The organism is Microbispora sp. H10949 (assembly GCF_014161435.1).
GTDB lineage: Bacteria > Actinomycetota > Actinomycetes > Streptosporangiales > Streptosporangiaceae > Microbispora > Microbispora triticiradicis.
In genome coordinates, this window is sequence record NZ_JABBWZ010000009.1 from 59,211 (window position 1) to 81,743 (window position 22,533).

The 22,533-nt window shown below is 71.7% G+C and carries 23 protein-coding genes and 1 riboswitch; of the genes, 4 read left to right on the top strand and 19 right to left on the bottom strand.

From position 1 onward, the window contains the following. Nucleotides 1–4 precede the first annotated feature (4 nt). A riboswitch (cobalamin riboswitch) is annotated at nt 5–211 on the top strand. 28 nt (nt 212–239) lie between these two features. Next, nucleotides 240–452 (top strand): CbtB domain-containing protein, encoded by a 213-nt coding sequence (locus tag HHX40_RS23300; RefSeq protein ID WP_111698211.1) that lies wholly within the window; start codon nt 240–242, stop codon nt 450–452. Between the two features lie 10 nt (nt 453–462). Then, nucleotides 463–1,218: a CbtA family protein gene (locus HHX40_RS23305; RefSeq protein WP_182882326.1), complete on the top strand. Its 756-nt coding sequence runs from the start codon at nt 463–465 to the stop codon at nt 1,216–1,218. Between the two features lie 39 nt (nt 1,219–1,257). Here the strand turns inward: HHX40_RS23305 and HHX40_RS23310 are convergent, their stop codons facing one another. The 7 genes from HHX40_RS23310 to HHX40_RS23340 all read right to left on the bottom strand — a co-directional run bounded on the left by HHX40_RS23310 (nt 1,258) and on the right by HHX40_RS23340 (nt 11,274). After that, nucleotides 1,258–3,024 carry an ABC transporter ATP-binding protein gene (locus tag HHX40_RS23310; RefSeq protein WP_259403879.1) on the bottom strand — a complete coding sequence of 589 codons (1,767 nt, stop codon included), beginning with the start codon at nt 3,022–3,024 and terminating at the stop codon, nt 1,258–1,260. A 493-nt stretch (nt 3,025–3,517) separates the two neighbouring features. Beyond that, entirely contained in the window at nt 3,518–4,915 is a 1,398-nt protein-coding gene (locus HHX40_RS23315; protein ID WP_220499490.1) for an arabinofuranosidase catalytic domain-containing protein, read from the bottom strand. Between the two features lie 559 nt (nt 4,916–5,474). Then, on the bottom strand, nt 5,475–6,323 hold the full coding sequence (locus HHX40_RS23320; RefSeq protein WP_182882329.1) for an alpha/beta fold hydrolase: 849 nt from the start codon (nt 6,321–6,323) through the stop codon (nt 5,475–5,477). 106 nt (nt 6,324–6,429) lie between these two features. Then, nucleotides 6,430–7,347 (bottom strand): DUF72 domain-containing protein, encoded by a 918-nt coding sequence (locus HHX40_RS23325; protein ID WP_182882330.1) that lies wholly within the window; start codon nt 7,345–7,347, stop codon nt 6,430–6,432. After that, nucleotides 7,332–8,495, bottom strand: coding sequence for an acyltransferase family protein (locus HHX40_RS23330; RefSeq protein WP_182882331.1), 1,164 nt, complete (start codon nt 8,493–8,495; stop codon nt 7,332–7,334). Before HHX40_RS23330 ends, HHX40_RS23325 begins: the two co-directional genes overlap by 16 nt. A gap of 10 nt (nt 8,496–8,505) precedes the next feature. Then, a complete protein-coding gene (locus tag HHX40_RS23335; RefSeq protein ID WP_182882332.1) occupies nt 8,506–10,182 on the bottom strand; it encodes a serine/threonine-protein kinase in 1,677 nt (558 codons plus the stop codon). Nucleotides 10,183–10,365: 183 nt separating this feature from the next. Beyond that, nucleotides 10,366–11,274 carry a DUF72 domain-containing protein gene (locus HHX40_RS23340; protein WP_182882333.1) on the bottom strand — a complete coding sequence of 303 codons (909 nt, stop codon included), beginning with the start codon at nt 11,272–11,274 and terminating at the stop codon, nt 10,366–10,368. Between the two features lie 127 nt (nt 11,275–11,401). Here HHX40_RS23340 and HHX40_RS23345 point away from each other — a divergent pair, with 127 nt between their 5' ends. Next, nucleotides 11,402–12,205: a hypothetical protein gene (locus HHX40_RS23345; protein ID WP_182882334.1), complete on the top strand. Its 804-nt coding sequence runs from the start codon at nt 11,402–11,404 to the stop codon at nt 12,203–12,205. A 46-nt stretch (nt 12,206–12,251) separates the two neighbouring features. Next, nucleotides 12,252–13,451 carry a helix-turn-helix domain-containing protein gene (locus tag HHX40_RS23350; protein ID WP_182882335.1) on the top strand — a complete coding sequence of 400 codons (1,200 nt, stop codon included), beginning with the start codon at nt 12,252–12,254 and terminating at the stop codon, nt 13,449–13,451. On the opposite strand, the gene HHX40_RS23355 is transcribed toward HHX40_RS23350, so the two are convergent. The 12 genes from HHX40_RS23355 to HHX40_RS23410 all read right to left on the bottom strand — a co-directional run bounded on the left by HHX40_RS23355 (nt 13,405) and on the right by HHX40_RS23410 (nt 22,341). Continuing rightward, nucleotides 13,405–14,835 (bottom strand): DHA2 family efflux MFS transporter permease subunit, encoded by a 1,431-nt coding sequence (locus tag HHX40_RS23355; protein ID WP_182882336.1) that lies wholly within the window; start codon nt 14,833–14,835, stop codon nt 13,405–13,407. The two genes, HHX40_RS23350 and HHX40_RS23355, sit on opposite strands and share 47 nt — an antisense overlap. Continuing rightward, nucleotides 14,832–15,347: a PadR family transcriptional regulator gene (locus tag HHX40_RS23360; RefSeq protein WP_182882337.1), complete on the bottom strand. Its 516-nt coding sequence runs from the start codon at nt 15,345–15,347 to the stop codon at nt 14,832–14,834. The genes HHX40_RS23355 and HHX40_RS23360 overlap by 4 nt, the downstream gene beginning before the upstream one ends. 57 nt (nt 15,348–15,404) lie before the next feature. Next, nucleotides 15,405–15,773, bottom strand: a complete 369-nt coding sequence (locus tag HHX40_RS23365; protein WP_182882338.1) for a group I truncated hemoglobin — start codon at nt 15,771–15,773, stop codon at nt 15,405–15,407. Nucleotides 15,774–16,007: 234 nt separating this feature from the next. Next, a complete protein-coding gene (locus tag HHX40_RS23370) occupies nt 16,008–17,063 on the bottom strand; it encodes an endo-1,4-beta-xylanase (RefSeq protein WP_182882339.1) in 1,056 nt (351 codons plus the stop codon). A 285-nt stretch (nt 17,064–17,348) separates the two neighbouring features. Further along, nucleotides 17,349–18,287: a GerMN domain-containing protein gene (locus HHX40_RS23375; RefSeq protein WP_182882340.1), complete on the bottom strand. Its 939-nt coding sequence runs from the start codon at nt 18,285–18,287 to the stop codon at nt 17,349–17,351. 263 nt (nt 18,288–18,550) lie between these two features. Continuing rightward, the gene (locus tag HHX40_RS23380) at nt 18,551–19,681 is read right to left on the bottom strand and encodes a GH12 family glycosyl hydrolase domain-containing protein (protein ID WP_220499491.1); all 1,131 of its coding nucleotides are present in this window, start codon (nt 19,679–19,681) and stop codon (nt 18,551–18,553) included. Between the two features lie 134 nt (nt 19,682–19,815). Further along, nucleotides 19,816–20,391, bottom strand: coding sequence for an alkaline shock response membrane anchor protein AmaP (locus HHX40_RS23385; protein ID WP_182882341.1), 576 nt, complete (start codon nt 20,389–20,391; stop codon nt 19,816–19,818). Nucleotides 20,392–20,426: 35 nt separating this feature from the next. Then, nucleotides 20,427–21,035: a DUF6286 domain-containing protein gene (locus HHX40_RS23390; RefSeq protein ID WP_182882342.1), complete on the bottom strand. Its 609-nt coding sequence runs from the start codon at nt 21,033–21,035 to the stop codon at nt 20,427–20,429. After that, nucleotides 21,010–21,336, bottom strand: a complete 327-nt coding sequence (locus HHX40_RS23395; protein WP_182882343.1) for an Asp23/Gls24 family envelope stress response protein — start codon at nt 21,334–21,336, stop codon at nt 21,010–21,012. The genes HHX40_RS23390 and HHX40_RS23395 overlap by 26 nt, the downstream gene beginning before the upstream one ends. Further along, a complete protein-coding gene (locus HHX40_RS23400) occupies nt 21,333–21,518 on the bottom strand; it encodes a hypothetical protein (protein ID WP_117410211.1) in 186 nt (61 codons plus the stop codon). Before HHX40_RS23400 ends, HHX40_RS23395 begins: the two co-directional genes overlap by 4 nt. A 5-nt stretch (nt 21,519–21,523) precedes the next feature. Continuing rightward, nucleotides 21,524–21,871 carry a hypothetical protein gene (locus HHX40_RS23405; RefSeq protein WP_310738241.1) on the bottom strand — a complete coding sequence of 116 codons (348 nt, stop codon included), beginning with the start codon at nt 21,869–21,871 and terminating at the stop codon, nt 21,524–21,526. Then, nucleotides 21,868–22,341 (bottom strand): Asp23/Gls24 family envelope stress response protein, encoded by a 474-nt coding sequence (locus HHX40_RS23410; RefSeq protein WP_182882344.1) that lies wholly within the window; start codon nt 22,339–22,341, stop codon nt 21,868–21,870. Before HHX40_RS23410 ends, HHX40_RS23405 begins: the two co-directional genes overlap by 4 nt. Nucleotides 22,342–22,533 lie beyond the last annotated feature (192 nt).

A 22,533-nucleotide genomic window follows, 5' to 3' on the forward strand; every position in this document is an offset into this window, starting at 1 on the left:
GGCTTGACGTACTTATGCGGACGGTGCACGCTCAAGGCGACAAAAGAAGACAGAGGCGACGGTGCGCAGGAACCTGGTGTGAATCCAGGACGGTCCCGCCACTGTGACCGGGGAGTGTCTCCCGCTCGTCACCACGGCCGCGACGGCTGGAAGGTTCGGGCGACACGATGACCCGGGAGTCAGGACACTGACCCGTTGTCCTCCATCACCGGGGCGAGCGACCCCGTGAGGAGAATCACATGGCTCAGCCGGCCGTCCCCGTCTCCCGGCCCCTGCCGGTCACCATCCCCGTACGCGAGATCCTGCCCTGGGCGGTCTTCGCCGCCGTGGCCGGGCTCATCCTGCTCTACTTCGTCGGCGCGGAGCAGGGCGCCACCCACCTCATCAGCGGGCACACCGTGCACGAGTTCGTGCACGACGGCCGGCACCTCCTCGGCTTCCCCTGCCACTGAGGCCCGCCCGATGCCCACCATGCGCTCCCTGCTGGTGCGCGGCATGCTCGTCGGCCTCGCCGCCGCGCTGCTCGCGTACGTCGTCGCCTGGTTCGCCGGAGAACCCCAGGTCGCCGCCGCCATCTCCATCGAGGAGGCCAGGGCGGCGGCCGGCGGAGAGGCCGCCGAACCGGAACTCGTCAGCCGGACCGTCCAGGAGACCGCCGGCCTGCTGACCGCCCTGCTCGTCTACGGCGCCGCCCTCGGCGGCTTCTACTCCATCGCGTACGCCTTCGCCCACGGCCGCCTCGGCGCTCTCGGCGCCCGCGCCACGGCGCTCACCGTCGCCGCCGCCGGCTTCGTCGTCGTGTACGTGACCCCCATCCTGAAGTACCCGGCCAATCCCCCGGCCGTCGGCAACCCCGATTCGATCGGCCGCCGGACCGCGCTGTACTTCGCGATGATCCTCGTCGCCCTCCTGGCGGCGGCGGTCGCCGCGTACGCGGGCCGTTCCCTGTCGTCCCGCCTGGGCACCTGGAACGCAGCCCTGTCGGGCATCGTCGTCTACGCCGTCCTCGTCGGTGTCGCGTACGCCGTGATGCCTCCGATCGAAGAGGTTCCCGACGACTTCTCCGCCAACACGCTGTGGTGGTTCAGAGTGGCGTCGTTCGGCATCCAGTTCGTCCTGTGGGGAGCCATCGGCCTCCTGTTCGGCGGCCTGACCGAACGCTCCCTGCGCCAGGGAACCCCCCGGGAGGCCGGGCTCCGGCCCGCCGCGACGCGCTGAACCGGGTCGGGACCACCCGCTCCGCGTGAAGCGGGTGCGTCACAGGTGGAGCGCGTCGGGGGCGTCGTCCTCGACGAGGAAGCCCCCGGACTGGTGGTGCCAGAGCCGGGCGTAGGACCCCTGGGCCTGGAGCAGCTCGCCGTGGGTGCCCTGCTCGACGACGCGTCCCCGGTCGAGCACGACCAGGCGGTCCATGCGGACGACGGTGCTGAGCCGGTGCGCCACCACGAGTGCCGTACGGTCCTGCATCAGGCGCCACAGGGCCTCCTGGATGAGGATCTCGCTCTCGGAGTCCAGGGCACTGGTCGCCTCGTCCAGCAGCAGGACGGGGGCGTCGCGCAGAATGGCGCGCGCGAGCGCGATGCGCTGCCGCTGGCCGCCGGAGAGCTTGACGCCGCGCTCGCCGATCAGGGTGTCGAAGCCGTGCGGCAGAGACTCGACGAACTCCGTGACGTGGGCCGCCCGCGCGGCCCGGAGGATCTCGGCGTCGGTCGCGCCCGGCCGGGCGAACGCGAGGTTCTCCCGTACGGACCGGTGGAACATGGCGGGTTCCTGCGGGACGTAGGCGATGAGGCCCCGCAGGTCGGCCTGCCTCAGCCGGGCGATGTCCTGACCGCCGATCAGGATCCTGCCTCCGTCCACGTCCATGAGACGCAGCAGCAACCGGGTGAGGGTGCTCTTGCCGCCGCCGGACCGCCCGACCAGCCCGATCTTGGTGCCGCCGGGGATGTCCAGGTTCAGGCCGTCGAACAGCGGCGCACCGCCGGCGTACCCGAATCGCACCCGCTCGAAGCGGACGCTCGCGTCGGCCGGGCGCAGGGGCTGCGGGTCGGCCGGGTCCACCACGGTCGGCGGCGTGAGGAGCAGCTCGGTGAACTGGGCGGCTTCGGTGAGCGTGCTCTCCATACGCCGGTACACCTGGTTGAACTCGAACATGATGTTGATCGCGTTCGTGTAGTAGGTGAACGTCACGACGATGGCCTCCACACCGAGGCCGCCGCGGAGCGCCGCGGCGAGGAGCAGGCCCGCGGCACTGGTGAGCACCGACAACGGGGCGACGACCATGTCCACCCTGAGGTTGTTGTAGTCCCAGGACCGGATGGACAGCCGGCGCTGCTCGGCGATCCTGGCCCTGTGCTCGACGGCCTCGCGTGTCTCGGCGGCGAACGCGCGGACCGTCTCCATGTTGGCCAGCACGTCGGCGACGTGACCCGACACCAGCACCTTGGCCGCCTCACGCGCGTCGACCAGGGCCTGCCGGTGGCGGATGAGCGGAGCGACGAGAACACCGGTGACGACGATGAGACCCACGAGGACGAGCACCAGCAGCGGGTCGTACCGCCACAGCACCACCGAGGCGAAGGCCAGGGGCACCACCTTCGCCATGATCGAGAACGTGAGGGTGTCCATGAACTCCTCGAACCTGGAGGAGAATCCGAGCACCCTCTTGGTCAGCGAACCGGCGAAGTTGTCGTGGAAGAACGCGACGTCCTTGGCCAGCAGCTCGTCCATGCCCAGCACGCCGAGTCGCTCGATGCCCCGGCCGTCGGCGCGGTTCAGGAAGTGCATCCCCGCCCGCCAGAACGCCTCACCCGTCAGAAGCAACGCGGCGAAGCCGAGCACGTAGGGCAGCAGCGCGTCGAAGGAGCCGTCCCGGCCGCCGGAGAGGTGCCCCACAAGGCCCGCCACCGCCAGCGGCGCCAGATAGAACAGGCAGATGTTCCCGATCGCCGGCAGCACCAGCGCGGGAGCCGCGATCGGCCACTGCCGCTTCAGCTCGCCGCAGTAGTACCGCAATGCCAGCAAAAGCGCCGATCTCCGCGCGGATTTATCATTTTCGGCCTCGTCCACCGTCCCGAGCACAGCCATCAGCCCTCCCGAATGCCGATATCGCCCTGGCCATGCTCCCGCAGCCCGTACGGGAGGAGCGAACGATTTTTCGCCGCCCGGCGAATAGGACCGAGGGGTGAACCTCACGCAGATGACCGAAATATTCATTAAGGGAGTTATCAGCTGCGACCTTTCCTTACGGCGGCCGGAGGCGTGCGCGGACGACACGAGATCAGCCTCGGCCGTCACATGGTCCTGAGCTCTGCTCAGCTGATCCCGGATCCGGCCACGCCCGGTGTGGCCCGACGTCTGCCCGGCATCGGGCCATGCCGGCCGGTTCCCGAGCACCCCGAACCGTACGCCGGAACAGCGGAGAGCCGCCCCCGGTGGTGCAAGGGGCGGCTCGGTCTTCCGGCTTCCGGATCCGCTGTGGCCGGTCTGCCTTTGCCTGACTTACCGGTATCCGGCCTTACCGGTATCCGGCGGCGACGATGTTCGCCTGCACCGCGTCCTCGGTGGCGTTCGTCGGGTATCCGGAGGTCATCACGCCCTCGTAGAAGGTGCCGGCGGCGCCGTGGCTGTTGTCACCCCCGATGCCGAGGATGATGGCCCCTTCCTTCTTCATCGGGTTGTAGCCCGAGACGTTGGGGCGCTTGCCGTCGTAGAAGGTGCCGAGGCCGCCCGACTGCGCGTTGCCGCCGCGGATGGCCCAGTGGTTCGGCTCGCCCTTGATGATTGCGGTCAGGTAGCGGTGGCTGATGGTGGGGTCGCCCGCGTTGTACTTCTGGTTGACGCCGGAGAACAGGCCGTTCTCCAGGTCGGCCATGATCCACGGGCCGTTGCCGGCGCCGTAGCCCCAGACCTTGATGTTGCCGAAGTAGATGGCCTCCATCGTGCCGTTGCCGTTGTCACGGCTGTTGGTCTCGGCGTTGCCGTAGTCGAAGCAGCAGCCGCCGTTGTAGTGGGTGCCGTCGAAGATGGCGTACATGCCCTCCGGCTGGTCGCCCTTGGCGACGCCGTTGGTGGCGTTGTTGCGGTAACCCACACCGGGATCCACGTAGACGCCGTACGCCTTGCTGCCGTAGACCGTGGTCGGCGCCTTGGTCGCGGTGGCGAGGTTGTCGTACCCGCCGGGAGCCGGGCCCGAGAAGCCGCCGGGAGGCGCCTGGGTGAGGCGGTTGTTGCGCCCGGACTGGTCGTAGATGATCGTGATGAGGCAGGTCGTGTTCGCGCAGAACGAGTCCTGCGCGGCGGCGTTCGCGGCGCCGCCCGCGCTCAGCACGCCGATGTCCCGGGTGGTGTTGTCCGAGGAGCGGCGCACCTGGTAGAGCGGGCCGTTGTAACTGCCGTACAGGGCGCGGGTCGTGCTGTGCGCCGCGACGCAGGGCGTGCCGCCGGCGGCGTAGATGTCACACGGCCGCGTGCCACCCGGCGGCGGCGAGGGGGTGGACGAGGGCGTCCGCGAAGGAGACGCCGAAGGGGACGCCGAGGGCGAGCCGCCGGGGGACGGGGAGGTGACGCCGCCGGTGCAGGTCACGCCGTTGAGGGCGAAGCTCGCCGGCTTCGGGTTCGAGCCGCTGAAGCTTCCGTTGAACCCGAACTCGGTGCTCCCGCCGCTGGGGATGGCGCCGTTGTACGAGACGTTGGTGACCGTGACCTGGGAGCCCGACTGGGTGTAGCTGCCGTTCCACAGCTGGGTGATGGTCTGCCCGGCGGGGAACGCCCAGGTCAGCCTCCATCCGTCGATCGGGTCGCCGAGATTGTTAACGTTAACACTTGCGTTGAAGCCGCCCGGCCATTCGCTGGCCACCGTGTAGGTGACCTGACATCCGGCCGCGGCCGCCGAGGCCGCGTGGGTTCCCGCCATACCGGCGCCGGCCACCAGAAGGGCGGCGACGGCGACGACTGAGAGTTTCAGGCGCCGACGTAATGAGCTGACGTTTCGCACAGATGTTTCCCATTCTCCGAGATGTGCGTTCTCCGTGGCGTCATCGCCGCGGACGATCAACCCACCTGTTGGGAGTCAGTCCATATCCGATTTTCTGTTAGCGCTAACATTTTTCGGCCGATCACGGATGCGGCTCCGTTCGTGGTGGTGGTGTGCTGCTGAGCCAATCCCGGCGCGGGGCATCAGTCAATCAGGCGGAACCCGGCCGCGTCCTCCGCGCGGCCGCCGACCCTTTTGAAGTGGAACGATGAACCGCGGTGAGGGCCGGCGGTTCACATCCACGCTGAAAGTTTCAGTCCTCCGACCATTCATGGGCTTAGAAGAGCCGTGAGTCAAAAAGGTCATAACAATGATGACCGGTTATCGGACCTTTCGCAACCACCGGGTTGCGGTCGATCGCGATACAGGGTCGCGAGCACAGCCGGCCGCCACTGCCGGAATCGAGATCGGGCCTGACCCTCCGAACCGGAGCGAAGTGTCAGGGCCGAGCGAGGAACTCCGCCGTCGTCGTCGTGAACCGGTGGGCGTCGTCGAGCCAGGGGAAGTGTCCCGCTCCCGGCTGCACGACGAACTCGGCGTGCGGGAACAGCGCCGCGAACGCGGCGACGACGTCCGGCGGCGTGTTGAGGTCGACCTCTCCGGCGAGCAGCAGCACCGGCGCGGTGAACGCGCCCAGCGCGGCGCGGGTGGCCGGTGGGTCGAACGCGCCCGGGGCGCCGAAGGCCGCCGCGGCCTCCTCGTTCCGCCCGCCCTCCTGGGCCGCCTGATGGTCCCGGGCGGCGGCGTCCCAGCGTCCGTAGAAGAAGGGGTCGATGCGCTTCCAGTCGTCGTCGGCGGCGTCACCGGCGACGATCGCCTCGAGAGCCGCGAACGCGGCATCGAACCACGGCTCGTCCCGGCGCAGCCGGGCGGTCGCGAGGCGCGACTCCCCCGTGGCCTCGATGCCGACCGCCCTGGTGCTCGGAGTGATCAGGGCGAGCCGGCGTACCCGGCCGGGGTGCCGGGCGGCGTACAGCGTCGCGAGGTTCGCGCCGGCGCAGTGCGCGAGCAGGTCGATCCGGTCGAGGCCGAGATGTTCGCGCAGCGCCTCGACGTCGCCGACGAGCCGGTCGCAGCGGTAGGAGGACACGTCCTCGGGTGTCGCGGACCGGCCGGCGCCCCGGGGATCGAGCATGAGCAGCCGCCGGTGCGCCGCCAGGCCGCCGAGGTCGCCGAGGTAGTCCGCGCTCTGCATCGGGCCGCCGGGCAGGCAGATCACGGGGTCGCCCGCTCCGGACACGTGGCAGGCCAGAGTCGTTCCGTCATGGGCGGAGTACGTCTGAAGCATGCCCGGAAGCCTGTCAGCGGCGTTTCGGCGCGGGCAACGGATTAACCGCCGATGGGTGCGCGACCCCGCATCCCGGCACGAGCCCCCCGGGACACCGCGTACGCGGTCACGGCCGGCGGTTCTCGCCCGGGGTGACGACGTCGGCGCCTCGCCGCCCCAGCAGTTCGGTCAGCCGCTCGGCGTTGCGCTGGGCGTTGTCGGCGCAGCAGTTGTTGTGCAGCACGTGCGTGGTCACCGCCTGGCCGGCCAGACCCGCGATCCGGTCCGCCCAGCTCCGGAGTTCCTCCTCCGAGTAGAGGTAGCCGAACCGCTCCTCGATGACGCGGCTCGTCCACTTGTCCGAGTGACCGTGCAGGCGGACGACGGCGAGGTCGGAGGTGGTCGCGAGCACGGGCGGGATCGACGACGGATGCCCCTGCGGCATGTCCACCCCGACGTACGGCAGGTCGTTGTCCGCCAGGAAGCCGAGGGTCTCGTCCTGGGCGGCGGGGTCCATCCACGCCCTGTTGCGGAACTCGACGCACACCCGCATCGGCAGGCAGCGGTCCCGGCATTCGAGGATGTAGCGGCGGTTGGCGCTGCCGGGCGGGAACCACTGGGGGAACTGGAACAGCACCGCGCCCAGCTTTCCCGCCTCGTGCAACGGCTCCAGCGCGGAGAGGAAGCGCCGCCACACCTCCTCGACGGCCTCGGTGGGAAGGTCACGCGCGTAGAGCGTGCCCTTGGGCTCCCCCAGCGCGGCCCGCAGGTCCTTGTACAGCGCCGAGGGCCGGGTCGGATGCCCGGTGAGCAGCGAGAACGCCTTGACGTTGAAGGTGAAGTCCTTCGGCGTGCGGTCCCGCCACAGCTCGGCCGTACGCCGGGCCGGCGGGTTGTAGTAGGTGGCGTCCACCTCGACCAGGGGGAACCGGCCGGCGTAGTAACCGAGCCGGGTCTCGGGGGTGGACGCCTCGGGGGGATACCAGCCGGACGCGAGCAGCGACTTGTCCGTCCAGGAGGCCGTACCGATCAGGATCTTGCCCATCCCCCGACCGTAGGCCCCCGCGCGCCGTCGTGGGCGCCGCTCCGGCCGGACAGGCGTCTGCCGAGGCGCTGGCCCGGGGCCTCCACGAGGCGGTACGTCACGTGGCCGAGCGCCACCGTGGCGAGGAAGAACAGCGGCAGGTTCGGCGCGATCCGCAGCAGCAGCGGGTGCAGCAGGTAGAGGGAGAAGCTGATCACCCCGAGGTGGGTGAGCCACCGGGGGAACGCCCGGCCCCGCAGCGCGAAGGCGGCCAGGAAACAGGCCGCCGCGAGCACGATCGCCACCGTGTGCGTGGGGTCGTCCTCGGCGATCACCGCGCAGGCCAGGACGGCCGACAGGACCGCCGCGGCCGTGCGCCACCGGATCGCCCCGCGCTCGGCCCGGTACACCGCCGTCCCGGCGAACATCATCGCCGCGATAACCAGCCCCTGGCCGGCGCCGCCCCGGCTGCCCAGCACGACCAGCGCCAGACCGAGGAGGCCCCCGATCACCGCCGCGGCCCTGCGGACGACGCCGTACGGGCCCGCGGACGCCACGACGGCGAGCACGACGGCGACGGCGAGGACCAGAGCGGCGGCGCCCGCGCGGCCGTTGATCGTCGCGCGCGGCAGCAGCAGGCCGAGGGGCACCGCCGCGAGCGCCAGGACGACGGCGATCGGCGCCGGACGGTGCGCCTGCCGAACGGCGAACAGCCCGGCGACCATCAGGTAGAACGCCATCTCGTAGGAGAGCGTCCACATCACGCCGATCACGGCGGGCAGGCCGAGCAGTTCCTGCAGCATCGTGAGGTTGCCGAGGGCGACGAGCGCGAGCGGACGCCGGTCCAGGCCGGGCGACGGCACGAACGCGCCGGCGTACGCGAGGAGCAGCGCGAGGGCGAGCGCGGCGAGCAGCAGGGGCAGCAGCCGGAAGGCCCGGCCGGTCCAGAAGGCCCGCAGGTCACCGCGCCGTTCCAGGGATGCCGGGATGATGTATCCGCTGACCAGGAAGAAAGCGAAGACGCCCCAGGTGCCGACGTCGACCTTCCCGTCCACTCCCGCCCAGAACTCCGGGACGAAGGTCCAGGCACCGTGGTGCAGGGCCACGCCCAGCGCGGCGACCCCGCGCAGCGCGTCCAGCCAGGCCAGCCGGGAGGGATTCGCCGCCATTCAGGTGACTTTATCCCGCCTTGCTCACGCTGAAGTCGTCGAACGAGACGGTGACCACGTTGCCTCCGGCCTCGGGGACGCGAGCGAGGACCCCCGCCTGGCTGTGCGGGCCCGGCGGCAGCGGATGGGCGTCCTCGGCGTCGAGAACGCGGGTGCCGTCGATCCAGAACGTCAGGTGGGAGCCCCGGCAGGAGGCCTGGAGGCGCACCGCGCGCCCGGCGCTCGGCGGGGCCGCCTTCACCGGCGGCACGACGTCGAGGCTCGTGCCCTCGGACCGCCGCACGACGCGGGCGGTGCCGTCGAGGCCGAGCAGGAACGCGTAGCCGCTGGGAACGTCCTCGTCCCATCGGCACACGAGCCCGAGGCCGCCCTGCCCGGAGTCCTCCCGCGGTTCGGCCGTCACGCCGACCAGCACGTCGCGTCCGGCCGCCGCGTCGTTCTTGGCGGGCACGGGCGACAGCGCGACGTTGTGGGGATCGGTGCTGTCGGCGCGGACCGTGTAGACGCCGCGCTCGATCTCGTAGCCGCGCGTCGTGCGCTGGTCGCCGGCCGCGTCGGGGTCGAAGGTGTAGCCGTCCCAGTTGCCCCGATCGCCGAAGTCGTCGCCGTAGAGCAGGCTCCCGCCCCGGGGACCCGCCTCGCCGCCGCGGGACGCGTACAGGAGGACTCCGCCCGCGACGAGCACGGCCGTCACCCCCGCCGCGAGGCCGAGGAGCCACCGCCGCCGCGACGGCGGGTTCCCGGTGTCCGCGCCCGCCGGGATCCCGGCGCCGCCGGAGACGACCGTACGGGCCGGGTCGCCCGGTGCTGTGGTGAACGGTGCCGTGGTGGAAGGTGCCGTGGCGGTGGGTGCTGTGGCCACCGTGGGGGCGTCGTCGCCGGTGAGGGAGCGCAGCAGGGCGGAGGCGGCGGGCCGGGCGGCGGGATCCTTCGCCAGGCACGCCTCCAGCAGCGGCCGGAGGTCGGCGGGCACGCCGGACAGGTCGGGCTCGCGGGCCGAGATGGCCATCAGGATGGCCGGGACGGTCGGCCCGGCGAAGGGCAGGCGCCCGGTCGCGGCGTACGCGATCGTCACGGCCCAGCTGAAGACGTCGGAGGCGGGACCGGGCCGCTGCCCGGCGAGCTGCTCGGGGGCGATGAAGGCGGGCGTGCCCGCCATGCCGCCGCCGGTGACGGTGTGGTCGGCGGCGCTCGCGATGCCGAAGTCGATGACCACCGGCCCCTCCGGGCCGAGGATCACGTTGCCGGGCTTGAAGTCGCGGTGCACGATCCCGGCCCGGTGGATCGCGGCGAGGGACGTCAGCGTGGCGACGGCGAGGCGGTGCAGCCCGCTGCCCGTACGCGGGCCGTCCTCGGCGACCGCCGTCGCCAGCGAGGGCCCGGGAATGTACTCGGTGACGATGTACGGCCGCCCGTGGTGGGACCCGGCGTCGAGCACGCGGGCCGTGCAGAAGAGGGCGAGCCCGCGCGCCGTCTCCGCCTCCCGGAGGAAGCGGCGGCGGCTCGTGGCGTCCGCGGCCTCCCTGGCGTGCAGCAGCTTGATCGCGACCTGGCCGCCCGAGGCGTCCCGCGCGAGGTAGACCGCGCCCTGGCCGCCCTCGCCGAGCACGCCGACGAGGCGGTGGTCGCCGATCCGCTCGGGGTCACCGGGGTCGAGGGGGCGTCGCGGCCCGGCGGGACCCGTCACGACCGGCGGTCGCAGGTGGTCCGTTCCGGCCGTTCCCGCATTCGTCCCGCTCCCTCGCGATGCCGTCGATATGTCGATGGAACAGGCCGGATCCTGTCATATCCGGAGGTGGCCCGGCAGCGAAATCACGCCCCGGCGTACGGACGGCAGGGGATGTGCCTGTGCCACGACGGGTCCCGCAGGTCACGGGCGAGCGGGACGGGGGCGGACCTCGCAGTCCGGCAGGCCCGCCAGCACGGCGGCGAGTTGCCGGGCGTTGGTCTGCGCGTAGTCGCGGTAGCAGTTGTTCATGAGCACGTGCGTGGTGGTCGCCTCCGCGCCCAGGTCGCGCAGCCTCGGCGCCCACCGCCGCAACTCCTCCAGCGAGTAGTGGTAGCCGAAGCGCTCGTGGACGTCGTGGCTGGTCCACCTGTCGCTGTGCCCGTGGAAGCGCACGACCTCCAGGTCGGAGGTGGCCGCGACGACCGGCGGGACCGAGTCCGGGTAGCCCTGCGGCATGTCCACGCACACGTACGGCAGCCCGTACGACCGGAGGAAGTCGAGGGTCTCGGCCCGGTTCTCCTCGCTCATCCAGGTGTGGTTGCGGAACTCCACGGAGATCCGCAGCGGTTCGCAGCGCCGCCTGCACTCCAGGATGTACCGCTTGTTCGCCCGGCCGATCGGGAACCACCGGGGGAACTGGAAGAGCACCGCCCCGAGCTTGCCCGCCTCCAGCAGCGGCAGCAGGGCAGCGCGGAACCGTTCCCAGACCTGCTCGACGATCCGGGGATCGAGGTCGCGGGTGTACAGGTTCTTGCCCGTGCCGCTCGGCCGCAGGTCCTTCGGCAGCGCGCCCGGCCGGGTCGGATGCCGCGTGAGCAGGGAGAACGCCTTGACGTCGAAGACGAACCCCGGGGGCGTGCGCTCGGCCCACAGCCGTACGGTGGCCTCGGCGGGCGGCGCGTAGTAGGTCGAGTCGACCTCCACCAGCGGGAACTCGCCCGCGTAGTGGCGCAGGCGCTCCTCGGGTGTGGTGACGCCGGGCGGGTACCACCCGGACTCCAGCAGCGTCTTGTCCGTCCACGACGCCGTGCCGACCAGGATCTCTCCCATATCTCACGATAAGTCAGGAGAGGTGCGTTGGTTGTGACGCGTGAAGCGTGCGTGGGTCTATGATGTTGGAAAATAAAGCGGCCCCGGCGTGCGGTGGTCGCCGGCCGAAGCTCACCGGAGGTGGCCGATGCTGTCGACCTGGGCCCTGGAGACGTTCGGCCCGCGCGCCGAGCAGATCCGCCGCGGCGTGGCCGAGGCGCTGGCGGTCGCCCTGGAGAACGCCCGGGACGCCCAGCAGACGGCGCGGACCCGGCATCTGCATCCGTTCGGCTTCACGCTGATGTCGCGCAAGTTCGAGGCGCTCGCCCGCGCGTTCGCGGACATGGCGGACGTCGATATCGTCAAGCCGCAGGGCTCCCAGCACGAGCTCGTCGTCCTCGGCGGCAACCTGCTCTTCCCCTTCCGCTACGCGAAGGACCGGTCGGTCAGCGTCGTCAACGCCCGGATCGGCGACGGCAGGCCGTCCGGACTGGTCCAGGCGTTGTTCACCCGGTTCGGCCCGCGGCCCTGGACCGAGCAGCTGACACTGGGCGGCGCCGAGACCGGCATGCCCGAGCCGGTCACCCCGGCCGCCCGGGCTCTGACGCAGCTGCCCGAGGGCACCCGCCTGGTGCTCATCGCGTACGCGTGCAACGCCGGGGCCGGACTGCTCGACGCGTGGTGGGGCGAGGCCGAGCTGCTCGACCGCACCGGCAACCTGCGCTGGCACCACTACGAGGCGATCCCGCTCGCCGGAGCCGCCCTCACGGGAACCCTGCCCACACAGGCCCTGCCGATCGAGACCCTGCCGATCGAGGCGTCCGTCTTCTCCGGGGGCACGATGCCCGCTCCCGAGATGAACCCCCGGTCGCCGTACGAGCGCGCGGCGGCCCTGCCGCCGGTCAGCGAGGCGCCGGCGGAGGCGCCGGACGTCGCCGATGAAGGACGATAGGCCACTCCGGCTGGTCGGAAGTCCGGTCGAGGGGCAGGCCCGAAGGATGGCCGAGGGGCCGGTCGAGGGACCGGACGCGCGGCCGGGCGGGGAGCCGGGCGATGACGCGCCCTCCCGCGAACCCAGCCCGCAGGCGGTGGCGGACGCCTTCGACGGGACCCGGCTCACGCAGGCCAGACGGCTCGCCGCGCTGACCAAGAAAGAGGTCGCCGAGCGCGTCGGCGTGTCGCCCGCCGCGGTCGGCCAGTACGAGGCCGGGGTCACCCGGCCGCGGCCCGACCTGGTGCCGCTCCTCGCCGAGGTGCTCGCGGTCCCCTCGGCGTTCTTCCTGCCGGGCCGCCCGCACGGCAAGCTCGACGGCTCGATGGCGCACTTCCGCAGCCTGCGCTCCACCCGGGCCTACCAGCGGGCCAAGGCCGTCGCCTTCGTCGAGCAGGTCTGGGAGCTGACGTACGCGCTGGAGAAGCGGGTGCGGCTCCCCTTCGTCGACCTGCCGGGCTTCGCCGGGGGCGAGGTCGACTCCGGCACCGCCCTGCCCCGCGATCCGGTGGGCGCGGCCCGCGCGCTGCGGGCCCACTGGGGCCTCGGCGCCGGGCCGGTCAGTCACCTGGTGCGGCACATGGAGTCGCGGGGGATCGTCGTCGTCTTCCCCCGGGCCGACGAGGACGCGGTCACGGTCGACGCCTTCTCCACCTCCAGCCTGCCCCGGCCCATCGTCGTCCTGACGCCCAACCGCTTCGACGACGTCTACCGGCACCGCTTCACCGCCGCCCACGAGCTGGGCCACCTGGTCCTGCACGGCGACGCGGCGGCCGGGGACAGCCAGCAGGAACGCGAGGCCGACTCCTTCGCCGCCGAGTTCCTCACGCCGCGCGACAGCGTCGGGCCGAGCCTGCCCGCCCGCGCCGACCTGCGGCGGCTGGCCGAGTTGCGCCGCGTCTGGGGCGTGTCGGTCGACTCGCTGCTGTACCGGTGCCGGGAGGTCGGCCTGCTGTCCGACTCGGCGGCCGGCCGGGCCTGGCAGCGGCTCGCCGCGCTGCGCGACCAGCCCGGCTTCGCGGCGGAGCCGGTGTCGGGCTACCCCGGCGAGCAGCCCGTGCTGCTCGCCCGGGCCTTCGAGATGGCGGCGGCCGAGACCCGGCTGACCGTGCCCGCGCTGGCGCGGGAGCTCGCCTGGCCGCCGGCGCGGGTGCGTGAGCTCATCGGCCTCCCCGGTCACCGTCCGGAGCTGAAACTGGTCTTCTGACCAGCGGCGACCGCTCCGCCGGCCGCCGCAGCAACGCCGCCCCGAGAGCGCCGAGCAGCGCCGTCGCGGCGAGGACCAGCATGGTCTCCCGGAAACCCGTGAGCGCGGATCCGGTGGCCGCGCCACGGGTGGTGAGGAGCGTCACCAGCAGCGCGATCCCGAACGATCCGGCCAGCCGCTGCACGACGCTGAACAGCGTGTTCGCGTCCGGGACGCGCTCGGGCGGCAGCCCGCCCAGCAGCGAGACGACCAGGGGCTGGCTCGTGAACCCGATCGCCAGGCCGCGCCCGCACAGCAGGAGCGTGGTCAGCCAGACCGGCGTGCCGGCCGAGAGCAGCGCCATGAGACCGGTCGTGACCGCGAGGAACAGCATGCCGGCCACGACCACGAACCGCACCGAGAAGCGCTCGGCCATCCTGGTGCCCGCCGCGGCCGACACTCCCATCGCCAGCCCCTGCGGCAGGAGCGCGAGCCCGGTGACGAGGCCGCTGTGGTGCTGGATCGTCTGGAGATAGAGCGGCGCGAGGAACAGCACGGCGAACAGCACGACGCTCGACACCGCGCAGAGGGCGAGCGTGAGCGCCCGTACGGGGTCCCGGGCCAGGTCGAGCGCCAGGGCGGCCTGCGGCCGGTGGCGCGCCCACAGCACGTAGGCGGCCAGGAGCGCCAGGCCGGCCGGCCAGGAGGGGGTGGCCCACCCGTGCGCCGCCGCCCGCTCCACTCCGTAGGTCGTCAGGCCGAGCCCGGCCGCCAGCAGGACCAGCCCGGGCAGGTCCGGCCGTACGGCGCGGTCGCCCCTCGCTCCGAGGCCGGCCCGGCGGGCCGCCAGCGCGCCGGGCAGGGCGAGCAGCCCGACCGGCAGGTTGACCAGGAAGATGGAGCGCCAGCCGTACGCGCCGATCAGCAGGCCGCCCAGGGAGACGCCCAGCGCGGGCGCGGCGAAGAACGCGAGTCCGGCGGCGAGCGGCACCTTGCCGCCCGCCCCCTCGGCGGCGCCTCCCCTGCCGATCAGCAGGCCGATCGCCAGCGGAATGAGGGGCGCCCCGGCGAGGCCCTGCACGACCCGGAAGCAGATCAGCATGCCGGCGTCGGCGCCGAGCGCGCACGCGGCGGAGGAGACCGTGAACAGGGCCAGGCTCCCGGCGTACGTCGGCACCATGCCGAAGCGCCTGGCCAGGTACGACGTGGCGGCCAGGCCGATCGCCAGGGCGAGCAGGTAGCCGCTCACCGCCCACTGGACGACCTCCAGCGGGCGGCCCAGCTCGTGGACCAGATCCGGCACCGCGAGGTTGACCACCGACGAGTCGATCATCGAGAGCACCGGCCCCGCGACGAGGCCGGCCGACATGAGGCGGGAGGGCGTCGCGCCCGCGGCGTCCGTCACCCCGTCTCCTCCAGCACCGCCTCCAGCTCGGTCAGCCAGAGCAGTTCCAGCCGGAGCCGTTCGACGGTGAAGGCGAGGACGCGCTCACCCCAGGGCGCGTGCGCGGCGGCGGCGGCCAGTTCCTCCTGCAGGGCCAGCTCGTGCTCGACGCGCTCCCGCCTGACCTCGACGATCCTGCGCCGGTCGGCGGCGGGCAGCAGGTCGAACAGCCCGACCCTGACCTGGAACTCCTCGTCCTTCGTCAGCACCTGGGGATCGGCCGTGCGCAGCAGCGCCAGCAGACGTTCACGCCCCTTGCCGGTGATCCGGTAGACGGTCCGCTGCGGACGGCCGGGCGCCACCTCTTCGGCGATCTTCTCGATCTCCCCGCGCTGCTCGAAGCGGCGCAGCGCGGGATAGAGCGTGTTGTTGTTGAGAAGACCGCCCGTCAGGCGCTCCATGTACTTCTTGATCTCGTAGCCGTGCTTCGGCGCGGTGAGCAGGCCGCGCAGGATCATTATGTCGGAGTACACCCGTCCAACATAACCTAGGTTAAGTTAACCCACCACTCCTTCGTGCCGGGCAGCGGGTCAGGCGACAGCCTGGCTCTGCACCACCTGGTCCTTCAGCGGGGCGAGGGCTCCGGCGATGGCGCCGATCGTCTCCCCGTCCACCCCGCACGACTCCAGCGCGCCGGCCAGGTGGACGACCACCTGGTCGAACTCCTCGGCGGTGATGCCGAGCCCGGCGTGCGCCACGTCCATCGACTTGCCCCGGTACTCCTGCGGGCCGCCGAGCGCCGCGGCGACGAAGCTGCGCTGGTGCGCCTTCAGCTTGTCCATGTCGACGTCCGCGAAGTATCCCCGCAGCATCGGATCGGCGACGACCCGCCGGTAGAACTCGTCGACCACGGCCGAGACCGCGGCCGACCCGCCGATCTGATCGAAGATGGACGGCATACCGATTTCCTCCCGCGTCTGTGTGACCTCCTCGCCGAGGATCGACACGGAAGGTTACAGCGCGATTACCATCCGGAAATACGTGCGTAGCGGCCCGCTCACGCGGTCGACACGTTCGACCCGGAACGGTGCCCGCACCCCCGAGTGCGGGCACCGTCGTCCCGGAAGGCCGGCAGAAGGACGGCACCCCGAAGGACCGGTGCCGTCCGGAAGAGCCGGTGCCGCCCGGAAGGGTCAGCGCCCTCCCGCGCTCTGGAGCGCGTCACGGATCGCGGCGTAGGCGGGCTTCGGCTGGAGGTTCTCGTCGTACGGCAGCGCCGCGCCCTCACCCTGGAAGACGGCGGGGATCCAGGAGTACTTGTCGGTGTAGTCCCAGACGGTGATGCCGACGCAGCGGCGGACGGCGAGGCAGGCCTTGGTGACCCTGGCGTACCAGTCGGCCTGGGTGGCGAGCTTGGTCGCGTCGGCCGGCAGGTACATGCGGATGTCCAGTTCGGTGACGGCCACGTCCAGGCCGAGGTCCGCGAAGCGCCGCAGGTTCTGCTGGAGCGTCTCCGGATAGCCGTACTGCAGCGCGAGGTGTCCCTGGAAGCCGACGCCGTCGATCGGCACGTGCTGGGCCTTGAGCGACTTCACGAGGTTGTAGTAGGCGTCGCTCTTCGGCCCGATCGCCTCGATGTTGTAGTCGTTCAGGTAGAGCTTCGCGTGCGGGTCGGCCTGGTGCGCCCAGCGCAGCGCGTCGGCGATGTATCCGGGACCGAGCGTCCGGTAGAAGATCGTGTCGCGGTAGGTGCCGTCCTCGTTGAACGCCTCGTTGACGACGTCCCACGAGTAGACCTTGCCCTTGTAGTAGCGGGCCACGGTCGTGATGTGCTTCTTGAGGATCGCCCGGAGCTGGTCGGCGGTGAAGGTGCCGTTGTTCAGCCAGTCGGGCAGCTGGTTGTGCCAGACCAGGGTGTGCGCCCGGAACGACATGTGGTGCCTGCGGGCGAAGTCGAGCACCTGGTCGCCCTGGGTGAAGTCGAACACGCCCTGCTGCGGCTCGGTGGCGTACCACTTCAGCGCGTTGCCCGCCGTCGTGGAGTTGAACTCGCTGCCGAGGATGCCGAGGTACGCCGTGTCGGAGAACTCGGGGTTGTCGGTGGCCGAGCCGAAGTAGCGGTGGGTGTCCGCGGCCAGCCGGCCCAGCGTCTTGTCGCCGTGCCGGTCGGGTGCGGCGGAGGCCGGCGTCGCCGCGATCGCGGTGACGAGCCCGGCGGCGGCCAGTGCGGCGGCGAGTCTGTGCGACATGAGGAAGGTCCTCCGGTGGGGGTACGTGGGCGGACGTCCAGATCCACGAGCGAGGCCGTCCGAAACGTTTCGGAATGTTTCCCTAACTTTCTGGTGACGTACCCTACGAATCCTTCACTCGTCGGTCAATACGAAGTGACAAATCCCGTTTCGAACAGCGAGAATGACGTTGGACGACTTGACAGACGTCCGAAAGTTTCAGCTCCGCGCCCTTTTCAGGGGTAAGGGTGCGGAAAGGGAAGGGGAGGGCCGGATCGTCCCGGCCCTCCCCTTCGTACGACCCGGTCAGGGTTCCAGGCTCTCCGGGATGGAGTCGGAGCGGCCCGCCGGGCGCTCGGTGCGGCCCCGGGCGTCGTAGATCTTCACCCAGTGGACGCCGGGCAGCCGCTTGAGCGTGGGCATGATCTCGTCGGCGACGGTGAACGCCGACCCGCCACTGCCGACGGCGCCGGTGAGCCGTACGTGGGCGACCCCGCCGCGGACGACCACGGACCGGAAGCCGGTGGCCCCCGAGGCGACGAAGCGCAGCCCGGCGGCGTACTCCGCCCGGGTCGGCCCGGCGAACAGCCGCTGGAGCGCGCCACGGGCGGTGGCGGGCGCCACCACCGGCCGCCGCACCGCCCTGGTGTACGGCTCCCGCCCCGCGTGATAGCGGCGGGAGTCGAGGAAGTGGACGCCGACCGGCACGGTGCGGTGCGGCGTCCTGATGTCCACGACCACCCGGCTCGGACGGGTGAGCGTGTAGACGCGGTAGGGGGCCTTACGCGCCAGGCCGATGCCGAACGAGAGCACCGCCTCGAAGTCGCCCGCTCTGACGACCTGGAGAACCCCGGGCAGCGCGAAGGTCTCACGGGCGGGACCGTGGGTGGAGGCCCCGCTCCCGTCGTGGCCGACCGCGCGCTCGAAGCGCAGGGCGAGGATCGCGTCGCCGGCCACCGGGATGGTGGCGCCCGATCCGTCGGCGATCAGCCGGGGCACGTAGCCGGCGCTCCGCCGCGCCGGGAGCGGGCCGCGGAACTCGAAGACGACCCGGTCCAGGCCGGGGTGGTGCGAGGCGCGCACGCCGACCAGGGTCGCGACGGGCGCGGCGGCCCGTAGCGCGGAGGCCGGGGCCGCGGAGGCCGGCGCGGCGGCCGCCGGGACCGCCGGCAGGACCGCCAGTGTGAGGGCGCTCACCAGCGACGTGGCCGAGGCCGCGAGCGAGCGCATGGGAGGCAGAAACATGAGGGCTCCTCTGCCGGGTTCCTTTCGCGGGAGTGGGGGACCCGCACGGGCCGGACCGTTCCAACGGCCCGGCTCCTAACTGGAGTATCTCCATATCGCCACGGCCTTCGGCGTGACAGACGTGTCACTTTCGGCCGCACTTTTCTACCCGGTCGACGAGAAGGCCGGCGCCGATCCTGCGTACGCGGAAAAGGGAGCGCCGCCGGAGGGACGTCTCTCCGGCGGCGCTCCTTATTCGGGGGGTGTCAGGCGTGGTGGTGTCGTCAGGCGTTGGTGCAGGCGGTGCCGTTCAGCGTGAAGCCGGTCGGGTTGCCGTTCGAGCCGCTCCAGGTGCCCTGGAAGCCGAACGAGATGCTGCCGCCCGCGCCGACCGAGCCGTTGTACGACAGGTTCTTCGCGGTGACCGAGGACCCGTTCTGGGTCACGGTGGCGTTCCAGGCACTGGTGATCTTCTGGCCGTTCGGGAAGTTGAAGCCCACGGTCCAGTTGTTCACCGCGCTGGAGGGGGTGACGGTGACGTCGGCGGTGAAGCCGCCCTGCCACTCGTTCTTCGTGTACTTCACCTTGCAGCCGCCGCCGTTGCCCGGGTTGCTCGGCGACGTCGTCGGCGTCGAACTCGGCGTCGAGCTCGGGATGGTGCCGCCGATGCTGTAGGAGAAGTTGTTGACGGCGAGGCCGGCGCCGCCCACCCAGGGCTCGAATCCGGCCTGGACGCTGGTGAGGTACCACGACCGCTGGCCGTAGCCCCGGTTCACGGTGTCGTCGTAGAAGTCGCGCACCGCGAAGCTGATCGAGTTCGTCGGCGAGGTCCGCACGTAGGAGATGACGTTCCAGCCGATGTTGCCGAACCAGACGTCCCAGGTGGCGCCGGCGATGTTGGCGGTGCCGACGCGGGATCCGACGGGCTGCACCGACCCGGTGTGGTTGAGCCACACCATGATCTCGGCGCCGGTGTTCTGGCCGTCCCGGCGGGGCGTGGGGTCGAACCAGATGTCGTACGCCGCGTCGTAGATCCCGGAGCCCGGGTAGCTCATGCTGACGCTGGTCTGCACCGTGTTGAACTGGCTGTTGCTCGCCTGGAGAGGCAGGCCGCTGTTCGTGGAGCAGTTGGCGTAGTGGCAGCCGGCGTAGATGGCCGGATAGGCCGCAGGGGTGCCGCCCGTGTTGTTGTGCTGCGCCTGCGTCACCGTGAAGCCGGTGTTCGTGACGTTGATGCACTGCGTGGCGCTGCTGCCCCACACGTTGTTGATGACGACGTACTTCCCGTTCTGGACGGTGGTACTGCCGTACTTGTCGCAGATCACCGTGTCTGCGTGCGCCGCCTGACCGACGACGAGCGACGCGGCGACGGAGCCGAGCATGGCGAGGCTCGCCGTGATCATTCGCATCTTCATGACCCGGACCATAGACACTTGACCATGGACCGCAACATGAGTTGATTTGGTCGACAAACTGGACGAAACCGCAACCAGCCACAACGCCGTGACGGTAGGTGAAACTTTCACCTACACCTCTGCCACTTTGTCTGTCAATGCACCACCCGCGTACGGCGGCCCGAGGCGAGGCGCAGCCGCACCAGCGTCGGGAGACGGCGCAGCCCGAGGGTGGTGCGCAGGCCGGGGACGGCCTCCTCGTGCAGCCGGGTGACCAGCGCCCCGAGGTCGGCCGGTGCGACGGCGGAGACCCCGAGATCGAGGTGCGGGTCGTCGGAGGGGCCGCGCAGCACGGCGTGCGCCCTGCGCACGTCCGGGTACGCGCTGACCTGCTCGGCCAGGGCCGCGCTCGCCGGGTAGGCGTCGACCTCCGTCACGCCGGAGGCCCCCGACTCCAGTCGCAGCCGCCTCGGCCGGTCGACCCGGAGCAGCGCGAGCAGCCAGGCCAGCCCGACGAGCGCGAGCACCACACCGGCCGCCGCCACCACCGGCCAGAACCAGGGGGTGGTCGCCGCGAAGGACGTGGTCCCCGCGTCGAGCACGGGCCGCCGCGCGGCGTCGCCGCCGAAGGCCCCGAGCGCCCGCGCCAGCGCCAGGCCGCCCGCGGCCAGCAGGACCAGCCCGAACAGCGTGAGACCCGCCCTGTTGCCCTTGGACGGCTTCGTCGTCATGCCCTGCCTCCTCTTCGTCCTTTGGTTCCGGTGGCCTACGTGGGGCCGTGGACCCGGACCCGCAGGGACACCGGGTGAGCGGGGGCGAGCCGGGCGATCTCCTGCTCCGCCACCGCGCGGACGCGCTCGCGGAGGATGGCGGTGTCGCGCAGGTCGGTCCGGACGGTCACGTCCGCGTGCCATCCGCGCACCCGTGCGCCCGCCGCCCGCACGCCGTCCACACGGCCGGCCGCCCCGCCGAGCACCCGCGCGAGCGCGCGGCGCGGCACGCCGACCACCAGGTCCGGATCGGCCGTACGCAGCGCGACCAGCCGTCCCCGCCCGGGCACGGCCGCGATCAGCACCAGCACCAGCCCGATCAGGGCCAGCGCGGCGGCCACCGCGAGCGCCCGGTCGTCGTTCCACGCCGTGGTCCTCGCCCACCCGGCCACCTGCTCGTACGGCACGACCCTGACGGGACGCCCGAGCGCCGCGGAGATCACCTCGACGGCGGTCAGCACCCCGATCGCGAGCAGTGCGAGCGCGGCGACCGCGGCTGGCAGGCCCCGGCCGGGCCGGAAGGCCCGTTCGGCTCCCGCGCCGTCGAACCCCCGCACCGGCACGAAGAGCGGGGTCTTCTCAGACCGGCCTCCGCCTTCGTTCATCCCCACTCCTCTGCTCGGGCACGAGCCCGACGACCTCGATGTCCACGTTCTCCACGGTGACGCCGGTGAGCTCGCGGACGCGCCGCCGGACCCGCTCGCGGATCTCGCCGGCCACCCGCGGCACCGGCGACGGGTAGCGGACGGTGACGTCGCAGCGGACCGCCGCGACCATCCCGCTCAGGGACGCCGACACGTGCGGCGGCTCCGTCACGTGCTCCTCCTCGCCCACCACCCGCTCGACGATCTTCGTGAGCGCGCGCTCCGAGATCGTCGTCGTGCCGCGCTCGGCCGGGAGGCTCACTGCCGTCTCGGGTGCATCTGAGGCATGCGTACGCCGCCTTCGAGCACCATGCCGACGAAGAACCCGACGATGCCGAGGACCAGGACGATGAGGAACGCGTTGAGGCCGCCGAAGGCCCCGACCACCCCCAGCACCGTGCCGAACAGCAGCCCCGCGAGGGCCCAGACCGGATACCCTTCCATGATCATTACTTCCTTCCGTCGGATGTGACCAGGTCGGCGATCGCGACGTCCATCCTGCGGCCCGCCGCGAGGTCGCCGATGGCGTCGCGGATCAGTTCGGCGACCTCGGGGAGCGGCCTGCCGTACCGGGCGACGACGTGCACCTCGATCACGTCGTCCCGTACGGCGACGCCCGGGACGAGGTCGCCGGGGAGATAGGTCGCCACCGCGCCGAACGGCCCCCTCGACAGGCCGGCGACGTCGGGGCAGGACAGCACGCGTTCGGCGATCCGCCGGGCCGGCGCCAGAGGTACGGCGGCCTCCCGGTCGCCGTCCTCCCGGCTCGCGACCGCGTCACCCTGACCGGCGCTCACTGGACCCGCGGTTCCCCGTCGGCGGGCGCCGACGACTCCTGCCGGGGGAGATGGACGTCGTCGACGGCGACGTTCACCTCGGTGACCTCCAGCCCGCACATGCGCTCCACGGCGCGGATCACGTTGCCCCGTACGGCCTGCGCGAGGTCGGGGATCGCGACGCCGTACTCGACGACGAGATGGATGTCGGCGGCCGCCTGCCGCTCGCCCACTTCGACCGACACCCCTTTGGTGACGCCGTCCTCCGCGCCGAGCACGCCCTTGATGGCCCCGAACGCGCGGACCCCGCCGGCGCCGAACTCGTGGACGCCTTCGATCTCACGGGCGGCCATCCCGGCGATCTTGGCGACCACCTCGTCCGCGATGGTGGTGCGCCCGCGCTCGGTCATCAGGCTGGAGCCGCCCTGGCCTCCGTGCGGTCGGACGGGGGCCTGCTCCGCGGTCGCGGACGACGTTCTGGTCTCGGTCATGTGACTCCCCCGCTTCGCGCGCGCGGCAGATACGGCCGCTTCCCGCCGATTCACGGCCGTAATACCCGATTCGCGCACAGTAATCGTGCGAGGTGAGGCGAGGTTACGCCATCGGAAAGTCTCGAACACACCAAGACCACGGAGCTGGCCACAGCTCCGGGCATGGCCGTGGCCCATGCCCTAAGAGAGGGG